We start from the raw sequence: 21,134 nt of genomic DNA on the forward strand, positions 1-21,134 counted from the left end.
ATGAATGTATCAGCTGTTTTTGAGTATCAGAATATACTTTGGCAAGCCCTTGCATACACAAATCTTGACTTTCTATATGATAAAGAACACTTTCTGGAATTTTTACATGATGAACCCCCAGAATTGTGCTTTGACGAAAACAACCAACTGTTAGTGACAAGAGATATAGGCTCAATTTTTAGAGATGATATGGAAAGCTATGCTTATAATCAGTTCCTACAGGTGGACTGTATGAAAATTGAGAGATTGGATAAACCGGACGACTTAAGTATTTTGCAGGATAATTATCTTCAGTATGATGTACCAATCATATTTCCATGTGACCATTATTACACATATGAGGAGTATAAAGCCTATAACAATGATATGAAGCATTTTCATAGCGGTAGACATATGACTGTGTTAGCTGATATAGATTTTAAAAAGAATAAGTGCTCAATTATTGATAAGTTCTATACGTTCATTGGTGAGATAAGCATTGAGGCATTCAATAAGGCCATCTCCTCAGAGTACATCGAAGAAGAAACTCAAAAATACATGTACACGATTCAATCCGACTTCGGACATGCAGACAGGAATGAGCAAAAACATAATTTCTTAAAAAGAAACATAGAAACAGCTATGTCTGAGTATGCAATAGTCAATGGCAGGTCATACCATAAAGGTATTAAAGCACTAAAGATGTTTTTAGATGATTTGGAGGAGAACATAAGGGAGCTCTTGAATGGGAAACGGGTTTTTGCTGCACGGTACTTAACGAATATGCTTCAGCCTACAAGGCTACAGCGCGGTGGCTACAGCTGGTTGATGGAATACATGAGGGAAGAATTAAAACATTTTGATGAATTGAATATTATATGTGAATTAACAAAAGACATAGCCAAACAATGGCGTATTGCTGATAACCTGTGTGATAAATGCTTTTATTCGGGTGATACCTTGGGTAATTACTCCGGAAGGATTCGGAATGTACTAAATGAGGCATACAATAATGAAATTGCAGTATATGAGCAGTTAAATAAGATATATCCGAAGTTATAGTATCTGTTTGTTTTTAGTTTATTCATATTGTATGAAAAACTAATGGAATAGGAAGTGATACAATGATGTTAAATATTACTGCGAAGCACGATGATGCTTGCAATTGCCTTGAGGATTTATACATGTCTGTAGCTGACTGGTTTCACGTTGACTACGAGCTGATGTATTCAGAAGCATGGGGTTTTTCATATACTCAGGGGCATAATTTGTCAGAAACGAGTCTGCTTTCTGATTTATTCAGGCCTGGCAATGGAGACCGGGATGCACTTTGGCAGTTATATCATGGCATGGCAGTGACATGCACACAGCCCAAATCGGTATCAGAGGTTATTGACGTCATATGTCGGGAGCTTGGTAACAACAAGCCAGTTATACTTTATATGGATTCATTCTGGTGCCCGTGGTATAAAGGCAGATACCAACAATTTCATACGGCTCATTACTGCTTGATTACCGGAATTAACGAGACTCATGATGTACTCTACTGTGTAGATGGACAAAATGCAGGAAATGGGGCGGAATTACCTGTCTATAATATGGCACAGGGTTTTGGAGAATACATTACGTTTAACAAAGTGGAACCGAGTTTTGCAGACCGCAGTTGGCAAGAGATTATAAGTGACTCAATGAAAAGGTTTAACCTCAGTGATAACAGCATATTTGATATGCTAAGATGTTTTGCAAAAGACTTAGTGCCTAAAGTTGATTTCAATGCTGAATTAAGCCAGTATAAGGATAATCCATTCAATGCTCCCCTATTTGAATTATTTCTTGCTATAGGAAGAGGGCGAAAGCAATTTGCAAAGTCTCTCCAGTATTTATCAATAAATTATAATGATGCCAGACTTATGGGGTTTGCAGACAGATTAATCAGAGCTGGCGATAGATGGAGTTCAATATTTGGAATGATCATCAAGTCGTATTATATGAATAAAGAGATAGAGATGTTGAAGAAAGTTGCGCAAAAGATAGAAGAGGCTGCCGACGATGAAGAAAGGATCGCCAGCGAATTAAGAGAATATGCGGAAACTGGTCATACCGCATCTAAGCAGATACATCTTATAAAAAGCCATATGCCATTAGATAATGATCTAAAGCAATACTTTTCTGTTGATCTTACAAACTATTACAATAATAAAGCGTTTGATGAGGTATACAACGATAAAATAACAGCAGAACTATCCAATGGAGGAAGATTTATGTTATCTGACGATATACCAAAGGATAGGAACTGGAACATTGAACATATGAAGTTCCTATTTCCTATGATAGGAACTGGCGTAAATGATAACATTAGCTGTAATGCTCAAAATATTCCGATTCCATCTCTTGAATACAATCACCTGATGTTACTGGGATGCTCTGAATTGGGTAATCATGCGGACTATCTTATGGTTGCATATAAGGATGGTTTTACAGAGCAGGTACCTATAGAGCTTACATCGTGGTTAACACCAAAACCAACCTTTGGCGAATGTATAGCATTGACTGGGAGGGGTGCTGTGAAGAACAGCATTAGTGGTAACGTGGATATATATCCTTTTACTGTTAGTATATATGCAGCCCATTATGCTCTTAAGCATGAAGGTATCATTGACAGTATAAAGCTACCGTATTGTTTGAATATTCATTTGTTCGCTTTAACACTTGGAAAATAGAAAGACATCAGGTTAGGGCTTATGTAAATTAATCATATACCATTCTATATGACAGGAGGTGAATAGCATGAGAAAGGTAAATGAAGCAGACGAATCATAATGAAACGAAACCACCGTTTATCGGTGGTTTCACTCTCGTCATAAAGATAAAATTTATTATATTTAATGGCTTATTTTATAGAAGCACGTGCTAATCATTAGCAATGAAGGAGTGTTTATATGAAAAAAGTAGCATTTGTTTTTCCTGGGCAGGGTGCTCAATATGTGGGAATGGGTAAAGAACTTGCATGTAATTATAAAGAGGCAATGGAGATATTTGATATTGCATGTGAAAAGCTAGGCCTAGATATGAAAAAGCTATGTTTTGACAGCAATCCAGATATCCTTAGAAATACTGAAATAACTCAACCAGCAATATATACAGTTAGCGTAGCGATATTAAATGTTGTTAAGAAAATGGGAGTATCGGCTTATGCATCCGCAGGATTAAGCTTAGGAGAGTATGCGGCATTAGTTGCAGCAGGTGCTATTGATTTTGGTGAAACAATATCACTGGTGAGAAAAAGGGGATTATACATGCAGCAGAACTCTGGCGAATGCACGGCAAGTATGGCTGCAGTGATGGGATTGGATAGAAGCCTAGTATATAATTATATTCAGGAAATCAATGTAGCTGAGAATATCGTTGAAATAGCAAACTATAATTGTCCAGGACAGGTGGTCATATCTGGGAGCAGCGATGCAGTAAAAAAGGCATGTGATGGATTGCACAGCTTGGGTGCAAAGAATATAGTGCCACTCTCGGTTAACGCTCCTTTTCACTCAAGCTTAATGAGACCTGTTGCAGAAAAATTCGCTAAGGAAATGGAGAATATCAGTATACATGACTGTGATTCTATAAAATTTTTGTCAAGCGTTACTGGAAATGTCATATCAGATAGTGAAGCTATAAGAACGAATTTGATTAAGCAAATATACTCTCCTGTTCTTTGGGAAGACGTAATAGTAGAGATGCTAGATTTAGGCATTAATACTTTTGTTGAGATTGGCCCAGGAAAAACATTAACTAACTTAATCAAGACCATTAATCGCGATGTTGAAACTTTAAGTGTACAGGATCAAAAAACATTAGATGCGGCATGTTTATATATAAATGATTTATAGTTACTTTAAGTTAATAACTAGTTGTTTTCTCCGACTTATATGAGTAACGGCAGCTTAGATGTATAACGTATTATGATAGAACTATATTATATGGGGTACGAATATGACAGAAATTTATATTTTGGAAATTGATATGAATAGCATAGTTGGCCTGTCAGAGGTGCTGACAAAATATATATCAAACGAAAGCAGGAATAGAATTTTAAGCTATATGATACCTCAGAAATCATATCAGACATTAATAACGGAAATATTAATCCGTTATATCATTATGAAAAAAAATATCCAACAGAATAATGAGATAAGAATCTGTCGGAATGAATATGGTAAACCTTATCTAGAGACTGAAAAGAACTTTCACTTTAATTGCTCGCATTCTGAAAACTGGATTGTCTGTGCAGTAAGTACTGGAGCTGTTGGTATTGACATTGAAGCCATTAAGTATATTGATCTTAATGTAGGTAAACGTTTTTTTTCAGAGTCAGAATATGCTTATATAAATAATGCACCACCCAATCTTAAATTAAATTATTTCTACGATTTATGGACTTTAAAAGAGGCATATATTAAAAAAATTGGGAAAGGGCTTAATATGAGACTAAAAGATTTTAGTATATGTTTCGATAAAAATAAAATATATGTTGAATCAGCAAAATACCCTGAAAATTGCTACTTCTATAAATATGATATTATAAAAAATTTTAAAATGTCCTTATGTACAAGCATATATCAAACGAAATGTCCGATAATATTTATTAGACAAGAGCACTTAATAAACGATTTTATAGACTTAATAAATACTAAAGAACATAATTTATCTAGTTTAACTGAATTGTAGTGGAGAAAAATCTCAGATTATTTGAGATTTAAAACTTAGAAGCCTAGTTTTTGTAGCAATATTCTCAAACTTTTTGAGAATTCATAGCCAACCCTGCAGGGCATTTGCAGGGTTGGTTCTATTTCGCTACCTTTAGATAAGGATGATTTCTGATAAATTCCTCCAAAAGCTCCTGAAATATTTTTAAAGCGTTAATACTGCTGGGTTTCGGGTATCTATGAATTACTTTGTAATAGATACGTTCATCGGGAGGCACCAGCAGCTCTGATATATTGACAGGCTGTCTATTCTTAAAAGCATGAGCTATGTTTGTCGGGACTATTGCCCAAGTGTTGGGTATATTTATAAACTGAAGTATAAGCCCGGCGGTATCCACAGTAATTTTTTTGGGCTCTGCAGGGTCCCACCAATAATCATGCCATACCTGAAAGTTTGGCCCCCAATCTGAGAAAATTTCATTCTTTACATCCAAATCCTGGGGGTGAACTTTATCCTTATAATGTGAATTGGTAGAACTGCTTACTAAAACCATTCCTTCGCTGAATACCGGCTCGCCTAATAGGCTGTTGCTCCTGATCAAGCGTGAAGTCAGGCCTATGTCAATATCATATGATTCCAACAAATCAAATACCTGAATGGATGAATGAGAACTTACATCTATTGTAAGCGGCGTCCCGCTGCTCATCATTTGATTTAACAGAGTTGATAATATATAAATATTTATGCTGTCTACAGATCCGATATTCAATCTAAGAGGAGGTTCCTTGCTTATCCATGTGTGAGTATCCTTTTCTAAAGCTGTCCAGCGCTTAGCGATCATTATGAATTCTTCTCCCTTTGGGGTCAATTCCACTAATTTCTTGCCTGGCTGCCTTTTTAACAATGTGGTATTCAATTCTTTTTCCAGAGCATTTAAACGAGCGCTTATTGTGGATTGTGATACGAATAATTTTTCCGATGCCTTTGACAAGCTTTGAGTCTCAACTATAGTAAGAAAGGTCTTGATATTTAGTATATCCATATCCCACCTCCGAAAATATCTATCTAATAGATATTATATAGCAAAATGATTCGTTTTTCAAACAATTCCTATTATGCTATAGTGATAAATAAATAACAAACAATATTTAATCATGCTATAAATGTACATTTAGCCTGGATTAAGGGAGTATATAATGAATAAATCCATATATTAGAAAAATTAATATTTAATTAGAAAAATTAGATTTTTTTATGCTTTGTGAAATGATTGTCATAAAATGTTCAAGAAATTTATTGATAGGGAGTGGTATCAATTAAAAAGCCGATTCAAATGATGATTGGACCGACAGCTATACCTGGCAGAGTTCTGAGAGCTATGAATCATATATCCATATCTCACCGATCCAAGGAATATTCTGCCGTCCATGAAAGAGTAACCACAAATTTAAAAAAAGTTTTTAATACGAAAAATGAGGTATTGGTATTGACCTCATCCGGGACCGGGGCGATGGAAGCAGTTATTCTCAACTGTTTTTCTGCCGGAGATGAAATAGTAGTCCCGGTTATAGGCAAGTTCAGCGAGCAATATGCTCAAATGGCCGAAATCTATGGCCTGAAAGTAAAACGAGTGATGTTTGAATATGGCAGGACTGCCGATGTGGAAATAGTGATGAAAGAAGTAACAAGCTCGACAAAGGGTGTGTTTGTAGTTCACAATGAAAGCTCTACAGGTATATATAATGATATAGAAGCCTTTGGAAAAGCGTTAAAGGATACAAATGCATTGTTGGTAGTAGATTCTGTCAGCGGATTAGGCGGACTTGAAATCAGAATGGATGAATGGAATATAGACGCGGCGCTGACAAGCTCTCAAAAAGCATTAATGTCTCCGGCAGGCTTAGCATTTGTTGCGCTTAGTGAAAAAGCCTGGAGCAAAGTAGAATGCTCAAGCTTTCCCAAGTATTATTTCGATTTTAAGATAGCCAGGAAATTCAATGAGGTGCATCAAACCTTGACAACTCCTGCAGTATATACGTTATTCGCAGTTGACGAAGCTTTAAAGATGATCTTTGAAGAGGGCCTGGAGAACATTTATATAAGAAATAAAAATAACACCAAACGGTTATTGGAAGGCATAAAGGAAACAGGCTTGAATTTACTTGCTAAGGATGAGAAATTTGCTTCACCGACTTTAACTGCAGTGCATGTGCCCGGAAAATCTAAATATTTCATCAGTGAATTAGCAAAAAGAGATGTCATTGTAGGAGGAGGAATGCCTCCGTTGACAGAGGATGTATTCAGGGTTGGCACCATGGGTTATGTATCAAAAAATGACGTAACAGTATTTTTGCATGAACTGAAAGATGTGGTTAAAAACCTGAATCTATCACTGAACTAACCCGCTCTAAGACCTCCGCCTCTATAGGCGGCGAGCGTCAAGAGCGGCTAAGTTCAGTATGGACTCGACTAACATTCAGTGGGGGTTGAATCCCCCTCTGAATGAAGTCTCGTTCAAAAATAAAGGACGATATATGGCAACATAAAAGAATAAAAAGAGAAGCGATGAGGGGAGGTAAAAAATAGTGGAAAAAGAACAAAAAAGGCCCAAATATTCTTTACTGATCATTGTAAGTATTCTGATGTCTGCATTCCATATCTATACTGCTCTGTTCGGCGTACTTACAGCACTATGGCAAAGAAGCATACACCTTTGCTTCGGAATGTTGATAACATTCATGCTGCAATCGGAAAAAGCTACCGGCAAGGTAAAAAAATCGATAAATATGTTGCTGGCTGCAGTGAGTTTAACTTCAGTAGCATTTTTTATCTGGGATTTTAATGGCATCGTTCAAAGATTTTCACAACCGAATACCAGTGATATGGTCATCGGAGTTCTATTGATGCTATTAACCTTGGAGTTTGCAAGAAGAAATGTAGGAGGTATTCTTCCGGGAATTGCAGTAGTATTCGTATTATATGCCATGCTTGGTCCTTATTTGCCTGGAATGCTTTGGCATAGAGGATATGATCTGGAGCGTATAATCACACAAGTTTCATTGAGTACTGAAGGAATATTTGGAGTTTCCTTAGGAGTATCGGCAAACTATATATTTATATTTGTTTTGTTCGGCTCCATATTATCAGTAACTGATATAGGTAAGTTTTATATCGATTTGGCAATTAAGGGAGTTGGAAAAGGAACAGGGGGACCGGCCAAAGCCGCAGTAGTTTCAAGTTCCTTGTTTGGAAGCATATCCGGCAGTGCCGTAGCGAATGTTGTCGGCACAGGAGTCATAACAATTCCATTAATGAAATCTACCGGCTACAAGCCGGAATTCGCAGGAGCCGTAGAAGCCGTAGCATCTACCGGGGGGCAGATAATGCCGCCGATGATGGGAGCCGCTGCTTTTATAATGGCGGAGATATTGGGGATCCCATATTATAAAGTAGCACTTGGAGCTTTGATTCCTGCGCTGATATATTATGGTTCGGTCTTTGCAATGGTCCATTTCAGAGCCAAGCGAAGCGGATTGACCGGAATAGATACAAGCTATTTGCCCGGCATCAAAGAAATGATGAAGTCAAAAGGAATCCTGTTGCTCCCTATAGTTTTATTGATTGTACTGTTGGTTTTCCTGCAAATGTCTGCTATGAAGGCTTCCATATATACTGTAATAGCCACACTGCTGATAGCGGCTGTATTCTCAGGCATGAGAATGAAAGAATTGATAGCTGCTTTTGAAGATGCTGCTAAAACATCTGTTGTTGTAATTTCTTCTACAGCTTGTGCAGGAATCATTGTCGCTATGATAAATTTAACAGGCATTGGGCTCAAATTCTCTAATTTGATGATCTCCATGGCAGGACAGAATATTTTGCTTATCCTCTTACTGTTGATGCTTGCCAGCTTGCTGATGGGAATGGGCTTGCCTACTACACCATGCTATCTGATATTGGCTGTATTGGGAGCACCGGCATTGATCAGGCTCGGAGTTGAACCATTAGCGGCCCATATGTTTGTATTCTACTTTGGATGCATATCCATGATAACGCCGCCTGTGGCCCTGGCGGTCTATGCCGCCACAAGCATAGCGGAGTCTGATTACTGGAAGACGGCCTTCCATGCTTTAACTCTTGGGATATCTGCTTTTATAGTGCCTTTTATGTTCGTATATAACCCTTCATTATTATGGATCGGAAGCCCGCTTACTATAGCTGTTACAGGGATTACTGCAATGCTGGGAGCTATTTTATTGGGCGCAGGCTTATCCGGCTGGTTCCTTGCAAAAACAAATGCAGTTGAAAGAATTTTGCTGGTAGCATCCGGATTCCTGTTGATCGATCCTGCTGCATGGACAAACTATTTAGGATTAGCCGGACTGGCAGTGGTATTAATCCTGCAGAGAAAGAAAAAACCGCAGGAAGCGCTTAAGGCACAGTAAAGCAAATATAAGAAAATATCCACACGAATAAAAGTATATTATGAGGAGGAGTATCATGAAAATTCGTCGAAAGCTTTTAATGTCCTTGGTTTTAGTCTTAATAGCATCAAGTCTAATGGGTTGTGCTCAAAAAGCAGAGGCTCCTGCAAATTCAGAATCAGGGAAATTGGAACTCAAACAGATTTCAATAGGGGGAGCCGGTACATCCGGAACATTCTATATAATGGCAGCAGGTTTTTCTGATGTCATCAATAAGAAATTAGGAATAAACTCTGTTGCAGAAGTGACAGGCGGCTCTGTAGAGAACCTTAAGCTGATAGGTGATAAGAAAATAGAAATGGGAGTAACACAGGTTGACGTAGCTCAAGATGCATTGGCCGGGCGGAAACAATTTGATAAGCCTGTTAGTGTAACGGCTGTTCTCCCGATGTATCCCAATGTTGTTCAGATTGTTACATTAAAAGATTCACCGATAAATAGTTTTCAGGATTTGAAAGGCAAAAAAATCTCCGTGGGTTCACCGGGAAGCGGAATATTGGCAACCAATGAAATAATATTGAATACCTTAGGATTATCTATGGAGGACATATTACCTCAATATCTATCCTTCGGTGAGACCACAGATGCATTCAGAGACGGTTCCATTGATGCGGCAATAGTCAATACAGCAGCACCGGCACCCTGGATAGTAGATCTTGAGACAACACATCCGGTTAAATTTATACCATTGACTTCCGAAGAGATCGGGAAATTTACAGCCGAGCCATATTATGTAGAAGCTGTCATAGAAAAAGATGCTTATAAATCATTAGATGCAGATATACCGACATTTGCAGTTTGGATAACTTTGGTATGCCAGTCGGACCTTTCTGAAGATGCAGTTTATGATGTAGTCAAAGCGATATTTGAAAATGGAGAAAATTTAAAGGACGTTCACTCGGTTGCGAAATATATTACATTGGATAATGTTAAGAGCATAGGCGGAGTTCCTTATCATCCGGGAGCGATTAAGTATTATAAAGAAAAGGGAATAGAAGTTCCTTCAAATTAATTTCTATATATAAGAATAATTTTAAAGGAGGAAGCCTAGTGACTAAAAAAAGAAGAGTAGGCTTAATAGGCGCCGGTACCATAGGAGGCTTTGTACTGGATAATGTTATGGCGGGTAAGGTTGATAATGCTGAAATCGTAGTGGTATGCGGCCGCTCGGAGCATTCAAAGGGAAGAGATAAGGTTGCTGAATACGGGCTCCCCTGGATAACGGACGCAGAAGAGCTTTTCAACTATGATCTGGATGCGGTTGTAGAAGTAGCCTCTCAAGAAGCTTTGGAAGCCATCGGCGAAAAAATATTGAAGGCAGGCATAGACCTGGTGCCCCTTAGCCTTGGAGCCTTCGTAGACGGAAATCTGCTGGAAAGATTGATAGCCGCCGCCACGGAAGGCGGAAGCATACTTCATGTGGCCTCAGGCGGAATAGGCTCTTTGGATGCCCTTCAAGCTGCAGTAATATTCGGTGTAGATAAGGTTACAATGACAACCCGCAAGCCTCCGGAGGCTTGGAAGAATATACCTTATGTAGATGCAATGAAATTAGATTTAGACAATATGAAAGAGCCATACTTATTATATGAAGGTCCGGCAAGAGATTGCGTAAAGATATTCCCGCAGAATATAAATATTGCTGCTGCCTTAAGTATGGCAGGGATAGGATTTGAAAAGACGATCATCCGCATTTTTGCCGATCCAAATGTAGAATACAATACACATGAAATCTACGTTGAGGGCAAGGCAGGAAAATATAGGATAACCTTTGAAAATGTTCCTGTTGCCTCAAATCCCAAGACAACATATCAAGCCTGCTTAAGCATTTTGGCTGCATTACAGAAGCTAAGGAATCCATTTCATATGGGAACTTAGAGGAAATACAAATTTCTGGAATTAAGAAGCTATACAATATTAGCTTCTTAATTCTGGCTAAAAACAAAAAAGTAGAGGAGGATGTCCAATGTTTAAAGGAATTTACACACCGGTAGTAACACCCTTTGATGAAAATGAAGAAATAGATTATGGCAAAATGAAACTCAATTTGGATAAATGGGGCAAAACTGATTTAGACGGCATAGTAGTATTAGGCTCTAATGGTGAGTTTGTTTATCTGACAGAGGATGAAAAATTAGAATTAGTGAAGTTTACGATAGAGAATTTTACTAAGGAGAAAAAAATAATCGTAGGAACCACCTGCGAATCTACCAGGGGGACCATAAGCTTAAGCAATAAGATGGCGGATTTGGGAGCAGATGCAGTGCTTATACTGCCTCCGAATTATTTTAAAGGCGGCATGAAGGAAGAGGTCTTATATAAGCATTATACAAATGTAGCCGATGGAGTGAAAGTACCTGTCATGATATACAATATGCCTGGAAATACCGGCATTAATCTAAGCTCCGGCCTGGTAGCAAGATTGTCAAAGCATCCTAACATAGTGGGCATAAAGGATACTTCAGGCAATATAGTTCAATTGTCGGAAATCGTAAGAGATACTGATGATGACTTCGCTGTGTTTGCAGGAAATGCGGGATATTTATTGCCGGCATTGGCTGTGGGTGCAAGAGGAGCTACTTTGGCACTGGCCAATATTTTGCCTGATGAATGCTGCAAATTGGTTTCTTTGTTTAGAGAAGGAAAGATGGATGAAGCCAGAGAGCTTCAAAAAAGACTCCTTGAGCCCAATTTTACTGTAACAGGAAGATTTGGAGTGCCGGCTTTAAAATATGCCCTTGATTTGCTTGGCTATGGAGGCGGATATCCAAGAAGACCGCTATTGCCGCTTTCTGAAGATAATAAGAAGGTTGTAGAAGAAGTTTTGAAGACCTATGGCGCATTATAGGAAGATAGGATATGAGGAGAAAAGCGATGAGAATAGCTATTATTGGATTTGGAGGAGTAGGAAGGGCTTTCCTCCGATTGTTAAAAGATAAAAAGGATGAACTGAAGGAAATAAACCCTCAAGTAAACTATGTCATTGACTATATGGGAGGGATATATGATCCTGAGGGCATAGATATTGAAAAGCTCGCAGATTTTTCCGAAAAGAATAGGGACATAACTAAATATCCTATTGGAGGTTCTCCAGAAATAACATTTGATAGTATGCTTGCCAATAAGGATGTAGATGTTGTAATCGAAATGACCCCCACGAATAAAGATACAGGGGAGCCTGGAATGACTCATATAATAAAATCTCTGGAGAATGGCTTTCATGTAGTGACCTCAAATAAGGGCCCAATTTTGCTGGGTTATAAAAAGCTGAAAGAAATCGCCAGAAAGAACAATGTTCAGCTTGGCATAGGATGCACCTCCGGCGGAGCACTTCCGACTATAAATGCGGGAATTATTGATATGGCGGGTTCAAATATCCTATCCATTGAAGGTGTATTAAATGGAACCACTAACTTTATCCTCAATGAGATGGAAAGCACGGGAGTAGAATACCAGGAAGCCTTAAAAAAGGCCCAACAGGCAGGCATTGCTGAAACAGACCCTACTCTCGATGTGGAAGGCTGGGATACTGCTACAAAGCTTCTGATCCTGACAAATGTACTTATGAATGAGGAGAAGACCTTAGATGATATAAAAGTGGAAGGCATCACTTCCATAAAGGTCTCCGATATTCAAGAAGCTGCTGAAAATGGACAAAAATATAAGCTGGTCGGAAAAACTGTCAGAAAAGAAGATAAGCTGGAAATGTCAGTAAGGCTTGAAAAATTAAATCCTGATAATCCTTTGTATGGAGTGGATGGAAAGAATAAGGCAGTAAGATACACCTCAGATACCTTAGGCGATCTGACGATTATAGGTGGAGCATCCGGAGTAACACCCGCTGCAGCCTCTATACTCAGGGATTTGATAAATATATATATGGGATGCAAGTTTGTGTAGAATTAGGCTTGGACTGATTCAAATAAAATAATGTTTGGTTTTACCCGTGGAGTGTACATAAGAGAAATCTTATATTACTTCATGGGTTTTTTTATTCTCACGGAATGAGAAAATGATTTAGTATGAATGATAAAATAAAGAAAAGATATATTTTGATATTAAGGTATGCATTGTATATAATTTAGTAAATGGCATAACAAAAGAAAGTAATATTACACTAGACACTTTTGTGAGGATGTGGGAGTGATATCATGCATAAATTGATTATAGAGTACATTAATCGCTTAGAAAGAAAAGAAAAAAGAAAGAGTTTTTTAATAGATGATTTGGAAAAACATATTATTTCGCGATTCGGAGGATATTCATCCTATCAGGGAAAGGGAGGATATGCAGCTTTATATAAAAGTATTAAGATTTTAGAGAAGCAGCACAGAATAAAAGAGTTAAAAACTGTAGGTTACAACGGCCAAAATCCGCCTCTTAAAATTCGTTGGGCAATAATGCAAAAAGATATACTTACTAAATGGTCTAAAGAAGATATGCTGAGAGTTTCTGATTTATTAGACCTAAGTCAATACAATAAAAACCCCCATCTGCAGACTGATAAGGAATGGCAATATATTAATAATATATATGAGTTTCTAAAAAACAAGGAAAGCCGCTCTTGGGCCAGCTGTGAAGAAAGATGCTTGGAATTATTCAACGATGAGAAATTCATGGATTCAAACAAGAAGGATAATGAAGTACTAAAAAGGCTCAATATTTCCTACGACGACTTAAAGATGAAGAAATACGGACATATGTTTGTATATTGGAATAGAGGTACTCCAAACATAGAGAAAATAATTATTCTTGAAAACCATTCAACATTTTTTTCATACAAGAGAGCTGCTATGGAAGGCAAGCATATTTTTGAAATTATACCCGATGCGCTTATTTACGGAGAGGGGAAGAAAATTATCAAGAGCTTTTCCTTTTTAGAAGAAATTGCAGATATAAAAAGAGTAGAGGCTTTATACTTTGGAGATATTGACCCGGAGGGTTTCATGATATACAGATTGTTAAAGGAGAAATACAAGGAGATAGATATAAGCCTTCAATTGGAGGCTTATAGCACATTGCTTAGTTTAAACAAGTTTAACTATCCATGTGAAGGACAAAGTGAAAATGAAGAGAATTTAAACTATGTACTGGAGGAATTATATAAAAGCAATAGGAATCTGGAAGCAGATAAAATTATGGACATATGCAGATCCAAATATCGTATTCCTCAAGAATTGATTACCTATGAATATTTGATGGGATTATAGGAGATAGGGCATGGATAGAGTAGAAAAAGGATTAAAGGATAGATTAAAAAAGATACAAGCTATACGGATGTTGGGTACCGGCATGGATGTGGGCAATCTCAATGACCATGCCCATGAGATATGCCTATTATTACTCCTTAAGGTATTTAGAAGGGAAATCACTGAAAACCCCAATAGGTCACGAGCAGATTTAGTTGCCATGACAGAGGAAATATTAAGGGAAATGCATTTGAACTCTGATAGAGATAATGCTGAACGCTTGGTGGATGGAGTTTTATGGTATAAGGACCCCAATAGGCAAGAACCCTTTCAATGCTTTATATTTGATGAGGACAAGGGTGAACATGAGGTTTATAAATTCCGTTACTTAAAGATAGATCGAGAGCACAGCCAATTGGAAAAGGGCGGTTCCTTTGTTTACATGCTGACGGAGGAAGCCCAGGAGATAATATTTATTACAAGGGAAATTTTGGAGGAGTTTGGCTTTGATATTGAGCAGTTTTATACATTGCAGCTTATAAAGAGCGGGAACTTTCACAAGGCGGAAAGCAGTGTCAATAACTTGATAGCTCGGGTAAGGACCCTCATAAGAAGAGAAAAGGATTATCGGCGTGATATAATAAGAGATCCTCAAATAATATTTATGGATAATAGAAACAGCAGGAACAAAAGCGAAGAGGAGATAAAAAGACAATTTGAAGAAGAGCAAAAGGTATTTGATGATATGTTCTCTTGGAAAGACAGGCTGAATTCCTTCCCGGAGGATAAAAGACTAGATGGAGAGATGGTTTTTGAAAACTTGGAAAGGGCAAGAGTCCTTCATAATGTATTAGCAAGATTAGTGGTTGAAAACATGGCCTATGAAGTAGAGGTAAGGGTAAAATACCCTGATAGCTTTTGGAAAACTTCTACTCTTACCTTTAAGAATGATATTTGGAAGAATATAATTGTGAAAAACGGACTTGCTCATTTGGATATTCTTGAAGGTATTTTGAACCCGTTATTCTCCCCAGAGGTGGAATTCATATTTCCTTTGGATTGGGCTTGGGAAGAGCAAAGAGTCAGAAAAAGAGAAGAAATATTGTGGGAGGATGAAGTTGCCGTAGATGAAGCATGGAACAGAAAGGAAACAGATTGGGAAATTGTGTTGGAGCTATGGCGCAAAGTCTTTGATAGCTTGTTGGAAAAGGGAGAGTTTTCAGTAACAGAGCTGCAACATTTAGAAGGGGAAGAGAAAGAAAAATGGTTAAGTCAAAAAATTAATATGGATCTTTTTATGATGTTTGCCATTACGGAAGTTCAATTGACATTAGATTATAAAAATATAGATGAACGGTTAGAATTGTACACGAAACTTTGCGATAGAGATGAAAAGTACAAGAGTCTCATAGGAAAGACTATAAAATCTGTCAATGAAGTGGATGAAAAGCCTTTGTTTTGGGATGAAATTTTTATATCACCATATAAAATTTACATTGAGGAGACGAGAAAATAATGTTTGATAGTGAGCAATTACAAAAAGGGGCAGAATTATTTTTTTACCTCATGAAAAATAAAATTATTCCTGTATCGGATTCATTGGCTTATGATTTTATAAATAGTCCTGATATTCAAGAAATTGTGAAAACCATAGCTGAGCAAGGTGGACTAAGGGTATTTGAGACCCGGGAGAATATACATCTGGTCAGTAAAGCAGATGGCTCAGTTTTTGCCGGCTCCTATACCCAGATGAAAGCTAAATATAGAAAGCTAGAGAGAAAGAAGCATTTTTATCTGGCCAATATCATTATTTGCATATATCTGTCGGAGGTAGATAAAGAAAAAAACATACGTCTCCGATGGGAGGAAGAGGGTATAAGTTATTTTGTGCTTGAAAGTCTTGTTACCAATCAGCTGGAATCATGGAAAAAAAGATTAGATGAAGAAGAAGGGTTTTCTGAAGAGTGGGGAATTGCAATAGAGGAAATTTATGATATTTGGGTCAATGATTTTTCCATGAGCAAGCAATCAAAAACAGGAGAAATAGATGTGCAAAAGACACGAGATAATAGATTCAGCTTTATACATGAAGCCTTGAAACCCTTGGCAGATCAAAAGCTGATAATTGATAATGCAGTAGAGTTAAAAATAATACCCAAAAATGAATTATATGAGAGATTAGATCAGCTATATCACAGGCAGGAGCGTTATGAGGAAATCATGGATTTGATTGCAAATACAAAGGGGGAAGTGACAGATGCCCAGATTGACCAAGATTAGGATTGTTGGATGCAGATATGATAGCTTTAGGAAGCACCATGAAAATTCCGTGTATGATCTTACTAGAGATGGGGAGCCGGATCATACTCTTTTTACGTTAAATAATCAAGGTGGTAAAGGGGTATTAATGCAATTAATATCTCAAATTGCTATGCCTGAAACCAGATGGGGTAAGCAAAGCGGTAACAAAATAACGAGCATGTTTTATGATCAGAACAACAGATTAAGACCTTATACCTTTCATGTGCTTTTAGAATGGAAATTAGATACCATACCGGATAAATGGCTGATAACAGGTATGTGTATCACAGCCTTTATGAGGAATGACAATAATAAGGAAGATGGCGAAGAAAAGGATGAAGCAGAAAAGCAGGCAGGACTGAGCTATTTTCTATATACCCATGAACATAGGGGAGATACTGCCTTCACTATAGAAAGCATTCCTGCATATTATAGACGGGACAAAAAGACAGCAGAATATAAAGACTTTGAGAATTTTATTGATGATAATAGAGATTATTTTATTAAATATTCCCAAAGCTCTACAAAAAGGCTGGATTCGGATTACTATAACTATTTGAGAAGCAAAGGTATAGTAAGATCGGAATGGGAGATATTGAAGCTTATTAATAAGGTTGAGGGCGGAGTAGGAGACTATTTTTCCAGAGCTGCAGACAACAGAGCTATCTTTGATAGATTTATTATACCTGCCATATCTGAAAATATGAAAAACTATATTGAAGATTACAAGGATAGCTTGAAAGAAATGTTCAAAAGCAATTTATCCATAACAAAAAACTTGCCGGTATTGCTAAAAAGGGAAGGGGATTTCAGGGAGCTTATATATTTTATAGAGCCGCTGATTCAATCTTCAGAGGTTGGAATAAGAAGACTGCAAATGATGGAGAGATGCGTTTTAGAAGGCAACAATATTTATGCTTCCTTGAATAATATTTATGCCGGTATTGAGAGAGATATAGCTATATGGACAGGCGAAAAAAATAAATCAATGGTTAAGCAAAAGGAATTGGACTTTGAGAAGGCTAATCTTCCCTACGTACAGATAATCAGGGAAGAATTGAAGTTAAATGAATTAAGGGATAAAAAGCAAGAGGACAAAGAGCATTTTTTAGCTGACATAGGCCGACTGCTTACGGAGAAAAAGAAATATGAAATCAGTCAGCTATTATTAGAAAAACAAGAGTTTCATGATAAAGAGTCAAGTTATATAAGAGAAAAAGATATACTATCGGAAATGCTCAAAGCTGATGAGGTTCAAGAGAAAATAAAGGTTTTAGATGAGAAAATAAAGGCTAAATGGCAGGATACCTATATTCAATGGAAAAAGTTAAGTCATAGTCATTATACCTATATTGTTTACATGCAAAACAAAAAGGGAAAATTAGAGAGAGCTAAGTCGAAAGAGAATAATTATATATTCCAAAAAAGCATAGAAACAAAACGTTTTGAGGATAAAGAAGAAGCTTTAGACAAGGATAGAAAAACTCTTGCAGAGGTTTTTGATCCTTTTAGAATGGCCATGCCTGAGCTATTACTGGAGGAACTTCGCCGGCAATATGATTCGGAAAATGAAAGATTGGAAGAATTAGAAAAAAGAATAACTGAGCATGAAAGTCAAAAAGCTGAAGAGACAGGCCGTCAATCAGAAAACAAGGTAAGAATTGAGATTTTAGAAAGAAAAATAAAAGACAATGAAAGGATGCTCGAAGAAGTAAAAGAGGAGGAAGACAACCTTAAGCATAGGATTTGCGGAGAACTGAACCTGGATCCTCATAAGGAAGTCTATAGGGAAAGCTGGGCTCAAAACCAAAGCTATCAATTGAGCAAATTGGTTCAGGAAAAGAGAGCTCTGATGGATCAACTAAAGCTTGAATTATGGGAAAACAACATGGACAAAAGCTTAAATACGGAAAGCTATTGGATACCCAATAAGGATACCTTGGTCATCAGGGATAAAATCTGCGGATTAGGCATAACAGTACAATTGGGTACAGAATATTTGTCCCATATGGATGACGATGAAAAAATAGAGCTCATTGAGAAATATCCTATGTTAGTATATGGATTATTGATAGCCAATGAAAAGGATTGGCAGATAATTAAAGATAATCTAACGGAGGAGATTTTCCTTCGCTCTCTCATTCCTGTATTTATCCGTTCCCAGATGAAAGCAGGTGTGACGGAAAGCTTCAAAAACATAGCAGGCTATGAAATGCGCTTAGCTCTTAATCCTGATGAATATATGAATTGGCAGAAGGAAATTCAAGACAAGGATGAGCAAATCAATGGCAATATACGAGTAATATCTGATAAGCTGGAGCTTATAGAAAAATTGATCAGAGATATTGCTGCCCAGCAGAAAGGTGAAAGCTCAATGTCTTTGGCAGACAGAATTCAAGGCAACAGGGAAGAGTTGGATGCTCTAAAGGTTGAGAAAAGCCTACTGCTTGACAATTTGTCAAAGCTTTCAGAAGCTATAAAAAAATTAAAAGCTGAGGAGTCTGCTCTGGAAAATCAAAATAAGAACACTGAAGATTATATTGCCAAGCTTGAAGATTTTATAAATAGAATGAATGAAATAGAAAAAGAAAGGTTAAGTATCAAATCCCTGAAGGAAGCTATTGATATGGCAAAGGAGCGGATAGATGCCATTGAGGGAGAGATAGGGGATATTGATGGACTGATAAATGGAGACAATTTGAATTATGAAAGATGGAAGCTTCATCTGAATGATAGTCTGAAGGATATAAGAATAGTAATAGATAATGCCGGTTTTGATGAGCAAAAGGATATAGCAAATATAGATGAAGCAGCAGGTGCGGCCGTTTATAAGGTAATGGATGATGATTTTGCCGATTGCATTGCCAGGAGAAAAGGCCTGGCTATGGAAATAGAACAAAAAAATAGTAAGATAGCTCTTATTAATAAGGATATAGAGCATATTAAGATTGATATTGATAGATTAGAAAAACAATTGAAAAAAATTGATCCTGATTGGAAGGAATATCAATGCTTTCAGGAGTCAAAGGATGTTCATGCCATTAAGCTGGCAAATATAGATAAGGAATTAAATAGCTATGGAGAGAAAAAGCAAGCGGTTCATGATGAAATTATAAAGATCAAAGCTAAGCTGGAAGGTCTGGAAAAAGAAAAAAGAAAGATAGAAAAGGCTTTGGACGCAGAGTATAGCAGGGCTCCTTTGAATTGGGAAGGCATAGATATAGTAAAAAAAGAATACGAAATAACAGAGGCGATAAAGGACAATAACAAGTACTTAGCAGAGGCTGAAGGCATATTAAAAACCCTGAATGAAAAACAAATGAGCATATGGCAAGTAATCTCAGATATAAAAGCATATAGAGAGCTGGACAGCCAAAAGGGCAAAATTGATGAAAGCATAATGGAAAGAATAAAATCAAACCCTCATGAGGAGTTGGAAAATTGGATCAGTAAATACAAAAAAATAACAGACGGGCTGAAGCAAGACTATGATCAAGCTGCAAAATATATTGAAGAATTCAATAAGCAGGTAAAAGAAAAGGTTTTCGATGAAACTCTTAAGGACAGAATACTACAGCATACTGCTAATATAAAAATAGAAAAATATAAAAGCAATCTGGAATCCTTTGTGAGCATGAAAGAGCATTTTGAAAGGGAAATAAACAGCATAACCTCTGATAAAGCAAAGGCAGAAGAGGTTAGAGAGCAATGGGCGCAAAGAGCGGCAAGACACTCAATAAAAATCATTGAATCCTTGAAGGAAATGATTGCAGGTATGAATTTTGTCAATGAAAACAACCACGTATTTCCCTTGATAAGCCTAAAAGGAGCTGATTTGCTCCCAAAGGAAGAATCGGAGATACTATATAGTTTGAAGGAATACTTCGTAGAATCTCTTTCCAAGCTGCTTAAAGAGAATGAAAATATCGAAAATATAGATGAGCAAATTATAGATAGGTTGATGGGAGATCAAGCAATATTTGCACGAGCAGTAGGGGGAAGATACCCCAAGCTTATGGTATATAAGATGACGGAGAAGAATGAATTCCGCTATGCAAAACCCCGTGAATATTATTACACTTCATGGGAAGCAATAAACAAAGGAGAAGGTGATACACCGGAGGGAAGCGGGGGCCAAACCTTGTCGGTGAACACCTTTGTAATTATGATGCTTATGAATTACAGGAAGCGCTATACCGGAAATGAAAGACCCTGGACAGTGCTATTATTAGACAATCCCTTTGGTAAAGCTTCAGGAAAGCATGTATTGGACCCAATCTTTGAAATTGCAAATAAGCTGAACTTTCAACTTATTGCGTTTGCAGCACCGGAAATAATAAAGGCAGAAATAAGCGAACGATTTCCTGTTTTCTGGGCATTGAAAATTGCCGGTCCGCAAGACTTAGCAGCAGGCACGGTAACCGGTGAGATGATTCATGGAGGCAGGGTTAATATAAGAGCTTGATTTTTAATACATAGT

Annotated in this window: 15 protein-coding genes; 14 read left to right on the forward strand and 1 reads right to left on the reverse strand. The window is 37.3% G+C overall.

Annotated features, from left to right (window positions below):
- The first annotated feature begins 231 nt into the window (after positions 1–231).
- From LJD61_RS16585 to LJD61_RS16600, 4 genes are all read left to right on the forward strand, one after another.
- Positions 232–1,041: a hypothetical protein gene (locus tag LJD61_RS16585; RefSeq protein ID WP_255228661.1), complete on the forward strand. Its 810-nt coding sequence runs from the start codon at positions 232–234 to the stop codon at positions 1,039–1,041.
- A 62-nt stretch (positions 1,042–1,103) separates the two neighbouring features.
- Complete coding sequence (locus LJD61_RS16590; RefSeq protein ID WP_255228662.1) at positions 1,104–2,699, forward strand: BtrH N-terminal domain-containing protein; 1,596 nt, start codon at positions 1,104–1,106, stop codon at positions 2,697–2,699.
- 219 nt (positions 2,700–2,918) lie between these two features.
- Positions 2,919–3,863 carry an ACP S-malonyltransferase gene (gene fabD / locus LJD61_RS16595; protein WP_255228663.1) on the forward strand — a complete coding sequence of 315 codons (945 nt, stop codon included), beginning with the start codon at positions 2,919–2,921 and terminating at the stop codon, positions 3,861–3,863.
- 103 nt (positions 3,864–3,966) lie between these two features.
- Positions 3,967–4,701: a 4'-phosphopantetheinyl transferase family protein gene (locus tag LJD61_RS16600; RefSeq protein ID WP_255228664.1), complete on the forward strand. Its 735-nt coding sequence runs from the start codon at positions 3,967–3,969 to the stop codon at positions 4,699–4,701.
- A 118-nt stretch (positions 4,702–4,819) separates the two neighbouring features.
- Here the strand turns inward: LJD61_RS16600 and LJD61_RS16605 are convergent, their stop codons facing one another.
- Complete coding sequence (locus LJD61_RS16605) at positions 4,820–5,722, reverse strand: LysR family transcriptional regulator (RefSeq protein ID WP_255228665.1); 903 nt, start codon at positions 5,720–5,722, stop codon at positions 4,820–4,822.
- 294 nt (positions 5,723–6,016) lie between these two features.
- Between LJD61_RS16605 and LJD61_RS16610 the strand changes: the two genes are divergently transcribed.
- The 10 genes from LJD61_RS16610 to LJD61_RS16655 all read left to right on the forward strand — a co-directional run bounded on the left by LJD61_RS16610 (position 6,017) and on the right by LJD61_RS16655 (position 21,119).
- Complete coding sequence (locus LJD61_RS16610; protein ID WP_255228666.1) at positions 6,017–7,081, forward strand: pyridoxal-phosphate-dependent aminotransferase family protein; 1,065 nt, start codon at positions 6,017–6,019, stop codon at positions 7,079–7,081.
- Between the two features lie 184 nt (positions 7,082–7,265).
- Positions 7,266–9,125 carry a TRAP transporter permease gene (locus tag LJD61_RS16615; RefSeq protein ID WP_255228668.1) on the forward strand — a complete coding sequence of 620 codons (1,860 nt, stop codon included), beginning with the start codon at positions 7,266–7,268 and terminating at the stop codon, positions 9,123–9,125.
- Positions 9,126–9,180: 55 nt separating this feature from the next.
- Entirely contained in the window at positions 9,181–10,176 is a 996-nt protein-coding gene (locus LJD61_RS16620; RefSeq protein WP_255228669.1) for a TAXI family TRAP transporter solute-binding subunit, read from the forward strand.
- Positions 10,177–10,214: 38 nt separating this feature from the next.
- On the forward strand, positions 10,215–11,042 hold the full coding sequence (locus tag LJD61_RS16625) for an aspartate dehydrogenase (RefSeq protein ID WP_255228670.1): 828 nt from the start codon (positions 10,215–10,217) through the stop codon (positions 11,040–11,042).
- 88 nt (positions 11,043–11,130) lie between these two features.
- A complete protein-coding gene (gene dapA, locus LJD61_RS16630) occupies positions 11,131–12,012 on the forward strand; it encodes a 4-hydroxy-tetrahydrodipicolinate synthase (protein WP_255228671.1) in 882 nt (293 codons plus the stop codon).
- Positions 12,013–12,023: 11 nt separating this feature from the next.
- Complete coding sequence (locus LJD61_RS16635) at positions 12,024–13,064, forward strand: homoserine dehydrogenase (protein ID WP_255228672.1); 1,041 nt, start codon at positions 12,024–12,026, stop codon at positions 13,062–13,064.
- 251 nt (positions 13,065–13,315) lie between these two features.
- The gene (locus LJD61_RS16640; protein WP_255228673.1) at positions 13,316–14,374 is read left to right on the forward strand and encodes a Wadjet anti-phage system protein JetD domain-containing protein; all 1,059 of its coding nucleotides are present in this window, start codon (positions 13,316–13,318) and stop codon (positions 14,372–14,374) included.
- A 10-nt stretch (positions 14,375–14,384) separates the two neighbouring features.
- Positions 14,385–15,869 carry a hypothetical protein gene (locus LJD61_RS16645; protein WP_255228674.1) on the forward strand — a complete coding sequence of 495 codons (1,485 nt, stop codon included), beginning with the start codon at positions 14,385–14,387 and terminating at the stop codon, positions 15,867–15,869.
- A complete protein-coding gene (locus LJD61_RS16650; protein ID WP_255228675.1) occupies positions 15,869–16,633 on the forward strand; it encodes a DUF6063 family protein in 765 nt (254 codons plus the stop codon). The genes LJD61_RS16645 and LJD61_RS16650 overlap by 1 nt, the downstream gene beginning before the upstream one ends.
- Positions 16,611–21,119, forward strand: a complete 4,509-nt coding sequence (locus LJD61_RS16655) for a coiled-coil domain-containing protein (RefSeq protein WP_255228676.1) — start codon at positions 16,611–16,613, stop codon at positions 21,117–21,119. Before LJD61_RS16650 ends, LJD61_RS16655 begins: the two co-directional genes overlap by 23 nt.
- Positions 21,120–21,134 lie beyond the last annotated feature (15 nt).

Source organism: Lutispora saccharofermentans, from assembly GCF_024363565.1.
In the GTDB taxonomy this organism is placed as follows: domain Bacteria; phylum Bacillota; class Clostridia; order Lutisporales; family Lutisporaceae; genus Lutispora; species Lutispora saccharofermentans.

Coding starts and splice junctions, on each gene's coding strand:
- LJD61_RS16620 (WP_255228669.1), top strand. CDS start 9,181: ATGAAAATTCGTCGAAAGCTTTTAATGTCCTTGGTTTTAGTCTTAATA.
- LJD61_RS16645 (WP_255228674.1), top strand. CDS start 14,385: ATGGATAGAGTAGAAAAAGGATTAAAGGATAGATTAAAAAAGATACAA.
- LJD61_RS16640 (WP_255228673.1), top strand. CDS start 13,316: ATGCATAAATTGATTATAGAGTACATTAATCGCTTAGAAAGAAAAGAA.
- LJD61_RS16650 (WP_255228675.1), top strand. CDS start 15,869: ATGTTTGATAGTGAGCAATTACAAAAAGGGGCAGAATTATTTTTTTAC.
- LJD61_RS16610 (WP_255228666.1), top strand. CDS start 6,017: ATGATTGGACCGACAGCTATACCTGGCAGAGTTCTGAGAGCTATGAAT.
- LJD61_RS16590 (WP_255228662.1), top strand. CDS start 1,104: ATGATGTTAAATATTACTGCGAAGCACGATGATGCTTGCAATTGCCTT.
- LJD61_RS16605 (WP_255228665.1), bottom strand. CDS start 5,722: ATGGATATACTAAATATCAAGACCTTTCTTACTATAGTTGAGACTCAA.
- LJD61_RS16655 (WP_255228676.1), top strand. CDS start 16,611: ATGCCCAGATTGACCAAGATTAGGATTGTTGGATGCAGATATGATAGC.
- LJD61_RS16585 (WP_255228661.1), top strand. CDS start 232: ATGAAAATTGAGAGATTGGATAAACCGGACGACTTAAGTATTTTGCAG.
- fabD (WP_255228663.1), top strand. CDS start 2,919: ATGAAAAAAGTAGCATTTGTTTTTCCTGGGCAGGGTGCTCAATATGTG.
- LJD61_RS16600 (WP_255228664.1), top strand. CDS start 3,967: ATGACAGAAATTTATATTTTGGAAATTGATATGAATAGCATAGTTGGC.
- dapA (WP_255228671.1), top strand. CDS start 11,131: ATGTTTAAAGGAATTTACACACCGGTAGTAACACCCTTTGATGAAAAT.
- LJD61_RS16635 (WP_255228672.1), top strand. CDS start 12,024: ATGAGGAGAAAAGCGATGAGAATAGCTATTATTGGATTTGGAGGAGTA.